Source organism: Xanthomonas euroxanthea (genome assembly GCF_903989455.1).
Lineage (GTDB): Bacteria > Pseudomonadota > Gammaproteobacteria > Xanthomonadales > Xanthomonadaceae > Xanthomonas > Xanthomonas euroxanthea.
Window position 1 is genome coordinate 624,045 of sequence record NZ_LR861803.1, and the last position, 11,858, is coordinate 635,902.

At 66.2% G+C, this 11,858-nt stretch carries 6 protein-coding genes; 5 read left to right on the forward strand and 1 reads right to left on the reverse strand.

The genetic code is table 11. The annotated features are described in order from the left end of the window. The first annotated feature begins 3 nt into the window (after window positions 1-3). The 4 genes from groL (at window position 4) to H7A86_RS02670 (ending at window position 6,834) form a co-directional block, all read left to right on the forward strand. On the forward strand, window positions 4-1,644 hold the full coding sequence (gene groL, locus H7A86_RS02655; RefSeq protein WP_011035771.1) for a chaperonin GroEL: 1,641 nt from the start codon (window positions 4-6) through the stop codon (window positions 1,642-1,644). A gap of 491 nt (window positions 1,645-2,135) precedes the next feature. Then, the gene (locus H7A86_RS02660) at window positions 2,136-5,027 is read left to right on the forward strand and encodes a TonB-dependent receptor plug domain-containing protein (RefSeq protein ID WP_119130440.1); all 2,892 of its coding nucleotides are present in this window, start codon (window positions 2,136-2,138) and stop codon (window positions 5,025-5,027) included. 496 nt (window positions 5,028-5,523) lie between these two features. Further along, entirely contained in the window at window positions 5,524-5,733 is a 210-nt protein-coding gene (locus H7A86_RS02665; RefSeq protein ID WP_147421296.1) for a hypothetical protein, read from the forward strand. A 27-nt stretch (window positions 5,734-5,760) separates the two neighbouring features. After that, window positions 5,761-6,834: a 3-deoxy-7-phosphoheptulonate synthase gene (locus H7A86_RS02670; RefSeq protein WP_104649313.1), complete on the forward strand. Its 1,074-nt coding sequence runs from the start codon at window positions 5,761-5,763 to the stop codon at window positions 6,832-6,834. Window positions 6,835-7,695: 861 nt separating this feature from the next. Here H7A86_RS02670 and scpC read toward each other — a convergent pair. Then, window positions 7,696-9,210: a succinyl-CoA:acetate CoA-transferase ScpC gene (gene scpC, locus H7A86_RS02675; RefSeq protein ID WP_104583558.1), complete on the reverse strand. Its 1,515-nt coding sequence runs from the start codon at window positions 9,208-9,210 to the stop codon at window positions 7,696-7,698. Window positions 9,211-9,588: 378 nt separating this feature from the next. Between scpC and H7A86_RS02680 the strand changes: the two genes are divergently transcribed. Further along, the gene (locus tag H7A86_RS02680) at window positions 9,589-11,766 is read left to right on the forward strand and encodes a translocation/assembly module TamB domain-containing protein (protein ID WP_119130442.1); all 2,178 of its coding nucleotides are present in this window, start codon (window positions 9,589-9,591) and stop codon (window positions 11,764-11,766) included. Window positions 11,767-11,858: the final 92 nt, after the last annotated feature.

Sequence of the window (11,858 nt, forward strand, 5' to 3'; positions counted from 1 at the left end):
CCAATGGCTGCTAAAGACATTCGTTTCGGTGAAGACGCACGTACCCGCATGGTCCGTGGCGTCAACGTGCTTGCCAATGCCGTCAAGGCCACCCTGGGCCCGAAGGGCCGCAACGTCGTGCTCGAGAAGAGCTTCGGCGCGCCGACCATCACCAAGGACGGCGTGTCCGTCGCCAAGGAAATCGAACTGGCTGACAAGTTCGAGAACATGGGCGCGCAGATGGTCAAGGAAGTCGCTTCCAAGACCAACGACAACGCTGGCGACGGCACCACCACCGCCACCGTGCTGGCCCAGGCCCTGATCCGCGAAGGCGCCAAGGCCGTGGCCGCCGGCATGAACCCGATGGACCTCAAGCGCGGTATCGACCAGGCCGTCAAGGCCGCCGTCATCGAGCTGAAGAACATCTCCAAGCCCACCACCGACGACAAGGCGATTGCCCAGGTCGGCACCATCTCGGCCAACTCGGACGAGTCGATCGGCAACATCATTGCCGAAGCGATGCAGAAGGTCGGCAAGGAAGGCGTGATCACCGTTGAAGAAGGCTCGGGCCTGGAAAACGAGCTGGACGTGGTCGAGGGCATGCAGTTCGATCGCGGCTACCTGTCCCCGTACTTCATCAACAACCAGCAGAGCCAGTCGGCCGACCTGGACGACCCGTTCATCCTGCTGCACGACAAGAAGATCTCCAACGTGCGCGACCTGCTGCCCGTGCTGGAAGGCGTGGCCAAGGCCGGCAAGCCGCTGCTGATCGTCGCTGAAGAAGTCGAAGGCGAAGCGCTGGCGACCCTGGTGGTCAACACCATCCGTGGCATCGTCAAGGTCGTGGCCGTCAAGGCACCGGGCTTCGGCGACCGTCGCAAGGCGATGCTGGAAGACATGGCCGTGCTGACCGGCGGTACCGTGATCTCCGAGGAAGTGGGCCTGGCGCTGGAGAAGGCCACGATCAAGGACCTGGGCCGTGCGAAGAAGGTGCAGGTCTCCAAGGAGAACACCACCATCATCGACGGCGCCGGCGACTCGGCCACGATCGAAGCCCGCGTTGGCCAGATCAAGACCCAGATCGAGGACACCTCGTCCGATTACGACCGCGAGAAGCTGCAGGAGCGCGTGGCCAAGCTGGCCGGTGGCGTTGCAGTGATCAAGGTCGGCGCCTCGACCGAAATCGAAATGAAGGAAAAGAAGGCCCGCGTCGAAGATGCCCTGCACGCCACCCGTGCAGCCGTCGAAGAAGGCGTGGTCCCGGGCGGCGGTGTGGCCCTGGTGCGTGCGCTGGTGGCCGTCGGTAACCTGACCGGTGCCAACGAAGACCAGACCCACGGCATCCAGATCGCCCTGCGCGCGATGGAAGCCCCGCTGCGCGAGATCGTGGCCAATGCCGGCGAAGAGCCGTCCGTGATCCTGAACAAGGTCAAGGAAGGCACCGGCAACTACGGTTACAACGCGGCCAACGGCGAGTTCGGCGACATGGTCGAGTTCGGCATCCTGGATCCGACCAAGGTCACCCGTTCGGCGCTGCAGAACGCAGCCTCGATCGCCGGCCTGATGATCACCACCGAAGCCATGGTGGCCGATGCACCGAAGAAGGACGAGCCGGCGATGCCGGCCGGCGGTGGCATGGGCGGCATGGGCGGCATGGATTTCTGATCCAGCCCCACCGGTTGTTGCAGCAAAAAAGGACCCCGCCGAAAGGCGGGGTTTTTTTGTGGCCGGTCGTGGATACCGCAAGAGGCGATCGTCGATTGGTCGTGCCTGGTCCACGCAACCCCCATGAGCCACGACCCCATGACCCCATGACCCGTAGGAGCGCACCTGGGCGCGACGAGGCGTTTACCGGGAATGCCCCGGTCGCGCCCGGGTGCGCTCCTACGCTGCGCCGATGCACCACCAGCCCGCGCAACCGGCTCGCGGCCCCAACCGTGTGCACCATCGCAAAACCGCGCAGATCGCGACGTCAATCACACTTGCATGACAAGGTGTTGACACCGATGTCATCGCAACCCTAGCGTCGCTGGGCAGGCGCTTGCGCCGAACGGTCGGGGGGCCATCGGACAGGGGGCGGCGATGCGGTGCATCGCTCGCAGGCGTCGTTGCAGTGGAACGCCACGCCGGCCATGCCGGCCTCTCCCGGGGATCTTATGAACTGCCGCAGTCATCGCCTTGCCTTGTCGATTTCCTTGTCCCTTGCCCTGACCGCCGCCGTCGCACCGTCGGCCACTGCCCAGCAGGCCGAGCCGGATCAACCGCGTGCCACCTCCACGCTGGACGCGGTCAGCGTCACCGGCTCGCGCATCAAGCGCGCGCAGGTCGAAGGCGCGCAGCCGGTGGTCACCATCTCCGCGCAGCAGATCCAGCAGGAGGGCTTTGCCACCGTCTACGACGTGCTCAACAGCATGAACCAGCAGGGCTCGGTGGAGGCCGATACGCAATGGGGCTCGCACACGCCCAATGCCTCGCCGATCAACCTGCGCGACCTGGGGCCGGGCCGCACGCTGCTGCTGGTCAACGGCCACCGCGTGGCCGATTACCCGCTGCCGTACGGCGGCGAAAGCAACTTTTCCAACTACAGCAACATCCCCTCCGCGGCGGTGGAACGCATCGACATCCTGACCGGCGGCGCCTCGGCGATCTACGGCTCGGACGCGGTGGCCGGCGTGGTCAACGTGATCCTCAAGCGCGACTACCAGGGCGACCAGGTGCGCCTGCGCGGCGGCACTGCGACCGAAGGCGGCCGTGACAGTTTCGACGTGTCATGGGCGGGCGGGCGCACCGGCGAGAACTGGAGCCTGACCTACGCGCTGCAGGCCACCCGGCGCGACCCGCTGAACGGGCGCGATCGCCCGCAGATGGACGACTCCGACGACATGTCCTATTCCAACTGGACCGGCCAGAACCGCCGCTACGGCTTCAACCCGTTCACCGGCCTGAGCCTGGTCGATGCCAACACCAGCGAACGCCTGGCGCCACCTGCCGGCACCTGCGCGCGCTTCGGCGGCGAGTTCATCGATGGGCAACGGCTGAGCTACGACCAGAACACCGGGGTGGTCACCAATGCCGGCGATTACTGCGGCGTGGCGCGCGACTACGGTGACTGGGGGCTGGTCACCGGCAGCGAGGATTATTCGGCCTATCTCTACGGCACCTGGAAATTCGGCGAGCACACCGAAGCCTGGGCCACGCTGTCGGCCAACCGCAGCATCGGCCGCTGGACCTACGACCCGCCGTACGCATATCTGGGCCCGTTTCAGGACGCCGACACCGGGCGCTCGTTGAACCTGATCCGTCAGCTCACCCGGCGCGAAGCCGGCGGCTGGGACCGGCTGGCCAACTACAACAAGGAGCAGTCCTGGGACCTGAGTGCCGGCTTGCGCGGGGCGTGGGCGGACCGCTTCGACTGGGAACTGAGCGTTGGCCGCTCGCGCTACACGGTGGACGAATACGTGCGCACCGTGGATACCGCGCGCGCCACCGCGTATTTCCTCGGCAGCCCCATCGGCACCGCTGCCGATGGCACGCCGATCCATGCGATCAACCAGGCGCGCCTGTATGCGCCGCTGTCCTCGAGCGAGTACGACGACCTGGTGGCCAAATCGCACAACTCGGCCTATTCGTGGGTGAACCAGGCCAGTTTCAGCCTCAGCGGCGACCTGGTGCAGGGCTGGGCCGGGCCGATCCGCTTCGCCACCGTGGCCGAAGTCGCCAAGCAGGGCTACCAGCTGTCGCCCGACCCCTGCGCCAACGCATGCTACCCGGTGGACGTGGTGGACAGTGGTGGTGGCGAACGCCTGCGCAGTTCGGCCGGGCTGGAATTCCAGATTCCGCTGCTGTCGACGTTGAGCGCCAACATCGCCGGTCGCTACGATCGCTACGGCAATTACCGTTCCTCGGCCGCGATTGCGACCGATGTCGGCACCCAGAGCGACACCACCTGGAGCGCGGGTCTGGAATGGCGGCCGGTCGAGAGCCTGTTGCTGCGCAGCACGCTGGCCACCAGCTTCCGCGCGCCTGACATGCACTACGTGCTCGGCGAACCCAGCTCCACCAACCAGACCGTGATCGACCAGTATCGCTGCATCACCTCTGGCGCGTATCAGACCGGCGGCTGCAACGACGAAAACAACAACATCTACTACACCGTGGATGTGAATCGGCGCGGCACCCCGGATCTGCGCTCGGAAACCGGCCGCTCGTTCACTGGCGGGGTGGTGTGGGACATCGCGCAAGGGCTGTCGCTGAGCGTGGATTACTACCGCATCCAGCTGGAGGAAATGATCAAGGATCTGGACCGCGACGAGATCCTGTCGGCCGAAGCCGGCTGCCGCACCGGCACCACCATCAGCGGCGGTGCCTGGAACAACCCCGGCGGCGCCGGCTATTGCGACACCATCACCTCGCGGGTGACGCGCAATGCCGATGGCACCATCGCCAGCATCGAGCGCGGCCCGATCAACCTGGCGCAGATGGAAACCTCCGGCATTGACGCCTCGCTGAAATACCGGCTTGCCACGGCGGGTTGGGGCAACTTCCAGTTGTCGCTGGACTACAACAACCTGCTGGCCTACCGCGAGCAGATCTACCGCACCGACAGCGATGAAAACCGCCGCGACGAACGCGTGCGCAGCCGTGTGCGGGGCAGCGTGCACTGGGATAACGGCGGCGCCTGGGACTGGACGGTGTATTTTCGCCGGCTCGGTTCCATGCGCGCGGTCAACTGGGGCACCTGCGCGCGTTTCGACGATGGCTACCAGCCCAGTGCCGCCGACGCATGCGTGGTCACCGACACCGCCAACGTGCATCTGGGCGAGAGCAGCAAGCGTTACTTCGGCCGCGTGGGCCCGGCGATCTACTGGAACCTCAGCACCGGCTACAAGATCACCGACCACGCCAAGGTCAACTTCTACGTCAACAACGTGTTCAACGAAGTGGGCTACGAGAACAAGGAGCGCTTCTACGGCTACGGCTTCTACAACACCACGCTGTTCAATCCGATCGGCCGCGAAGTGGCGGCGGAATATGTGTTCACCTTCTGATTGAGCGTGGCGGCCGCACCACACGTCACGGCATAGCGCCGTGGCGTGTGGTGCAGGCAAAAACGGGCGCGCCGTTTGTCATCCACCCTGCAGCAGGTGGGGTTGCGTGGTCGCCGACGATGGTCGACACGAAACGTTTCTGCCGCAGGGCCTGACTGGATCTTGGCATTGCGGGAGTCACCGCTACTTGTCGCTGGGTGCGTTGTCCGAGTACGCAGCGCAGTGACCCAACATCGCAGCCGGCGCTGGTTGAAGCCATGTAGTGGAGAGAGGGCTGGTCGGGTTTACCGCGCCCAGTCCCGAAGTCCGCGGAGTTGGTGATCGATTGTTCGCATCGTCATGATCGGCCGTGCTTATGCCCGCGGCGTATCGGCGTTGCATCCCTGCGCAGGTTGCGTCTGAGACGCCGCAATTGCAGGGGGGTGGACACGATGAAGTGCGGATCAGGCCATCGACCCGGATGGCGCCGGCAGCGCGCTGCAACGTTCCGTTGCCGATGAAACAGTGGCACGGCCGAAACGTGCGTGGTATCAATGCACTCAATGAACGCACCCCGCAGCCAGTTTTACTTTTGGTACTACGGTTTTCCGATGCCGCTGGCGGAGGACGGATTGCGCTCACCCTGAAGAAATCTTCAGCAGCATTCCCGAAAAGCCGCCAGCGCACACTGGCGGCTTTTTTTGTTGCCGCCGCGCCTGGCCCCTGATGCAACACCGCCCACCGAGACACTGTTATGCCGCCTGTGACCGATGACCTGCGTATCCGCAAGATCGAAGCCCTTGCCCCGCCTTCGCAGCTGCTGTCGCTGCTGCCCTGCGACGAGCGCGCTTCCGAGACCGTGACCAATTCGCGCGCCGCGCTGCACGCCATCCTGCATGGCCACGACGACCGCCTGGCGGTGGTGATCGGGCCCTGCTCGATCCACGATCCGGTCGCGGCGATGGACTATGCGCACCGCCTGCGCCCGCTGCGCGAGCAGTTCGGTGATGCGCTGGAGATCGTGATGCGGGTGTACTTCGAAAAGCCGCGCACCACCATCGGCTGGAAGGGCCTGATCAACGACCCGGATCTGGATGGCAGCTTCCAGATCAACAAGGGCCTGCGGGTGGCGCGCGGTCTGCTGCGCGACATCAACAACCTCGGTCTGCCGGCCGGCGTGGAATTTCTCGACATCATCTCGCCGCAGTACATCGCCGACCTGGTGGCCTGGGGCGCGATCGGCGCGCGCACCACCGAAAGCCAGGTGCACCGCGAAATGGCCTCGGGCCTGTCGTGCCCGGTGGGCTTCAAGAACGGCACCGGTGGCGACGTCAAGATCGCGGTGGATGCGGTGGGCGCGGCCTCGCACCCGCATCATTTCCTGGCCGTGACCAAGGACGGCCACACCGCGGTGGCCGCAACCGCAGGCAATCCGGATTGCCATGTGATCCTGCGCGGCGGCAAGCAGCCCAACTTCGATGCGGCCAATGTGGAAGCGGCCAGCCAGGTGCTCAACAAATCCGGGTTGCCGGCACGCCTGATGATCGATGCCAGCCATGCCAACAGCGGCAAGAACCCCGAGAACCAGCCCAAGGTCATCGACGACATCGCCACGCAGCTGGAAGGCGGCGAGACGCGCATCGTCGGCGTCATGGTGGAGAGCCACCTGGTCGGCGGACGCCAGGAGCTGGTGCCCGGCTGCGAGCTGACCTACGGCCAGAGCATCACCGACGGCTGCCTGGGCTGGGACGCCTCGGTGCAGGTGCTGGAGCGCCTGGCGACGGCCGTGCGTGCGCGGCGTGCCAGGCGGGTTGCCGAAGCGGCGTGATCGTCGGGGCAGCCGGGTGAGGGGACGCGGCTTCGCCCGCACCCTCATCCGGCGCTGCGCGCCACCTTCTCCCGCAGGGAGAAGGGATAAGCCCTGCTCCCTGCGGCGCGCCAAGGCACGGTTTGCGCGTCACGGGCGCGCGTGCCTTGGCGTGCCCGCGCCGCAAGCGCGGGCCGGGGCGCGGAGCGGGGGATGGGGTGACGGTACGGCGGAAGGCAGCCATCCAAGGCTGCATGCTTGTAACGGCGCGGCGCACTTGCGCTCGCGCAATGGCAACAGATTCAACGCGCATTCCATCGAAACTGTAGTACCTCAACACGCAGCGTATTCAACGCACTGCGCATTCAACGCGGCGCACATTCCATTCAATGTTCGGCATCTTCAAAGTGCAAAGCGCCCAAAACGCAGCACATCCACAACAGCGCTCGCTTGCGGCGACCAGCGGCCAACAAGCCTGTCGAGCAGCCTGGCGATGCACACAGTCGTGTTGATGGCCGCTTCAGAACGCGAACGCCGGGCCGGTGCACGGAGCCGGCCTAGCAGATTTGGCACCACCCGGCGATGACCCGTCGCGCCCAGCGGCAGGAGGGGGAGAGAGCCGTCCTGCCGCCGAATGCGAGCGGGCAGGAACGTTATCCGCCACCTGCATGACGTGGCGATGTCACGCAGGTCGGCACCGGCAATGCAGTTCGGCCAGCGTCAAACGCCAGACATGACGACTGCACCATGACTTCCCTCAATGGCAGCGGCGTTGCAAGTTGCCCAAGGCAAAGCACCATCGGACGTCGACGTTCTTGCACTACACCTATCGCGCCGCCACGATCAGCTACAACCGCCGATTCCCGATTCCCGATTCCCCACTCACCCCAACATATCCCCGGTCTCCAACCAGCGCTGATGCCACGACAGCGCCTCGGTCAGCAGATGCGGGGTGTGCTTGCCATAGCTGTCGCGATTGGCGCGCGCCACGTAATCTTCCAGCGCATCGCGGTAGCGCGGGTGCACGCAGTGATCGAGCAACTGGCGTGCGCGTTGCTTGGGCGTGAGGCCGCGCAGATCGGCCAGGCCTTGCTCGGTGACGATCACCGAGACGTCGTGTTCGGTGTGGTCGACATGGCTGACCATCGGCACGATCGACGAGATGCTGCCGGCCTTGGCGATGCTGGGGCTCAGGAAGATCGACAGGAAGCCATTGCGCGCGAAGTCGCCAGAGCCACCGATGCCGTTCATGATGCGGCTGCCCATCACGTGGGTGGAATTGACGTTGCCGTACAGGTCGGCCTCGATCATGCCGTTCATGCCGATGCAGCCGAGCCGGCGCACCAGTTCCGGATGATTGGAAATCTCCTGCGTGCGCATGATGATGCGCTGCCGGTAGAAATCGATATTGCGCTTGAATTCCTCGTTGCCCTCCGGGCTGAGCGCAAAACCGGTACACGAGGCGTAGCGCAGCACGCCATCGCGCAGCAGCGCGAGCATGCCGTCCTGGATCACCTCGGTGAAGGCCTCCAGATCGCGGAAGCCGCTGCGTGCAAGCCCGGCCAGCACCGCATTGGGAATATTGCCCACGCCCGATTGCAGCGGCAGCAGGCTGGCCGGTAGCCGGCCCTTGCTTACTTCATGGCGCAGGAACGCGATCAAGTGTTCGGCGATGCGTTCGCTGCTGGCGTCGGCAGCGGCGAACGGGCTGTTGCGGTCCGGGCCATGCGTGCGCACCACTGCCACGATCTTGTCCGGATCGCAGCGCAGGCTGGGCTCGCCGATGCGGTCGTCGCCGTGGATCAGCGGAATCGGCTTGCGCTGCGGCGGCAGCGCGGTGCCGTAGTAGACATCGTGCATGCCATCCAGGCCGGCCGGCTGCCAGTCGTTGACCTCGATGATCACCTTGCTGGCCAGGTCCAGCCAGGTCTTGTTGTTGCCGATCGAGGTGGACGGCACCAGGCTGCCGTCGGCGCGGATCGCCGAGACCTCCACCACGGCGGTGTCGATCTGCCCGTAGAAACCGAACCAGACATGCTGGGCGACGTGGCTGAGATGGATGTCGATATAGTCCAGCGTGCCGGCGTTGATGCGTTGGCGCGCGTCCGGGTCGGACTGGAACGGCATGCGCATGGCGATGCCGTCGGCCTTGGCCAGCGCGCCGTCCAGTTCCGGCGCGGTGGACGCGCCGGTCATCAACTTGATCTGGAACGGCTGGCCCTGCAGATGCGCCGCTTCGATGCGCTGCGCCAGCGCCATCGGCACCGCCTTGGGGTAACCGGAGCCGGTGAAGCCGCTCATCGCCACGGTCTCGCCGGGCTGGATCAATGCGGCAGCGGCCTCGGCAGAAACCAGGCGCTCGCGCAGCGGCGCGTACAGGATGCGTTCGTCGGACATGGGCGGCACAGCAGGCAGGAGACGTCCCATTATCGCCGCTGCGTGCGTCGGCCGCGCTGCGACCATGGTGCAATGCGCCTCGCGGGCCGCGTCGAACGCCTGCGAAGCGACCTGTTGCGTGGCAGGAGCACGGCACGGGCGAGGCTTCATCCACTCCCGTTGCGCATCGCTGCCATATGTGGCGTTGGCGTCGCTGGCCGGCGTGCGGTCACCTGGCGGACCTGGCCGGTCGTCTCGCGCACCACCCGCGCTACAGCCGGCCACCATGCAGCTCCAGCTGGCGTGCAGCGTGTGCGGTAACGGGCCACCGGCCACGTTCACGCCTCGCCGCCAGCGCAACCGTGATAGTGGCGGCAGACTCGACTTGTGCCTGCGCCCATGCCCTCTCTTCGCGACCGCTTCCAGCGCTGGCCCCGGCCATGGCGCATCGCAGTGGTCGTGCTGGTGGCGCTGTATGCGCTGTATCTGCTGGCCGGCAACCTGTTTCTCAACACGCCGCTGTTCGATGCCGTCACCAATCGGCAGCCGCATAAATTCACCATGCAGACCGGCCCGGCATTGACGGTGTTTCCGGGGCAGGTGATGGCCTGGAACGTGCGCATGCGCGGGCAGGCCAACCGTACCGTGTACGTGTTTCATGCCGATCGCGCCAATGCGCGCGTGGCCTTGCTGGCACTGTTGCGACGCGAGGTGCGCCTGCCGTGGTTGCACGCCACCGGCCTGAGCGCGGAGGTGGAAACCTCCGACACCCCGATTCCGCCACCGCCACGCGGCGACCAGGGCTGGACGCTGCGCTTCGATGCGATCACCAGCAACAGCATCCGCAGCGCGCGCCTGGGCAAGCTGCTGATCGCCGGGCAGGGCCATGGCAGCGTCGGCTTCCTCAAGCAGCTCAAGGGTGGCCCGTCGGAGCTGTTTCCCTCGCAGGCAGGCTTCAGCGATGCGGTGGTCAGCTATGACGGGGTGCAGGTGTTTAATGGGACGCAGCTGGATGCGCAATTCCAGTTTCCGCGCCACTACCGCGATGAAGCGCCGGGCCTGCGCAAGCTCGGCATCACCCACGCGCGGCTGCAGCTGAAGGCCGCTACGGTGGCGTTGAAGATCGACACCGGTGCGCCGCATGTGGACATCCGCAGCGGGCCGTCGGCGGCGCGGGTGGAGGCCGACATCACGCTGGACCGCGGCACGCTGCAGGAAGGCAGCCATGCGGTCTGGCGCCTGCCGTTGATGGCCGGCGTCGGGGCGACCGACCGCGGCATGCTGGCGCTGCAGCTGGACGTGGCGCGCGACATCCGCGTGCAGGCACGGCTGCCGCGCGACGCAAAGACGGGCAGCGAGCTGCAGGCCGATCTGCGCGTTGCCGGACGCAGCATCCCCTTCCAGGATCCTGCGCAGGTGCTGCCGCGCCTGTCCGGGCAGGTGCGTGGGCGCTGGCAGTTCGAATCGCTGAACTGGATTGCCGAGCTGTTCGTGCGCAAGCCCTGGTTCCAGCTCGAAGGCGGTGGCCTGGTCGAGGCCGATCTGCGCCTGGCGCAAGGCCGGCTCGCCAGCGGCAGCAGCCTGGAGATTCCGCGGGTGGAGGCAGTGGCGCAGGTGTTCGACACGCGGCTGGCCGGTGTCGCCAAGGCGCATGGACGCATCGACGATGCCGCCACGCCGCAGGCGCATCTGGACGTGAGCATCCCCGTCTTCAAGGCCGCGCCGCGCGCTGCACCCAAACAGATCCTGCTGGACGGCCGCGATCTGCAGCTGGCCATGCATGGCGACGCCGAACTGGCGCGCCTGCGCGACACGCTCAAGGCGCAGCTGCGTTTCAGCGATGCCCGCGTGCCCGATCTCACCGTCTACAACCGTTACCTGCCGGGCAACAACGTGCGCCTGCTCGGCGGCAGCGGCAGCCTGACCGGCGATGTGGCGCTCAATGCCGCCGGCGATGTGGGCAGCGGCCACGCCAACCTGCGCGGGCAGGGCGCGCATCTGGCGCTGGCCGGCGTGCAGATGCGCGGCGATGCCGAATTGCAGGCGCAGCTGCAGCGCGCCGATTTCAAGAACAAGTTCTTCGACCTCAGCGGCACGCGCGTGCGCCTGCGCAATATGCGGGTGGGCGAGGACAGCGCCGATGCCAACTGGTGGGGGCAGATGCAGGTCGGTGCCGGCACCATCCAGGCCAGCGCACCGTTCCAGGTGGATGCCGACGCGGCGATCCGCATGCGCGATATCGCGCCGCTGCTGTCGGTGTTCGCGCAACGCGCCGACTACCCGCGTTGGGTATTGGGCTTGCTGGATTCGGGCGAACTCGACGCCACCGGCAGGGTGCGTTGGCGCAAGCAGCAACTGCTGATCGACGACCTGCATGCGGAGAATGCACGCCTGTCGCTGCGTGCGCGGCTGGCCTTGAACGACGAGCAGCGGCGCGGCGACCTGTATCTGCGCTGGGGCGTGCTGGGCGCCGGGATCGAACTCGATGGCAAGCAACGCCAATGGCACCTGGCCGGTGCACGCGAATGGTACGACGCGCAGCCGGGATTGCTGCCGGCGGTGTCGAAAGCGAAGTAAGCGGTTACTTGTTTGAGGCTTGCGTAACGCGGTCAGATTTGCCGTCTTCGAAGAGGTAGTGCGCGCATTGCCGCGCGTGCAGGACATCGACT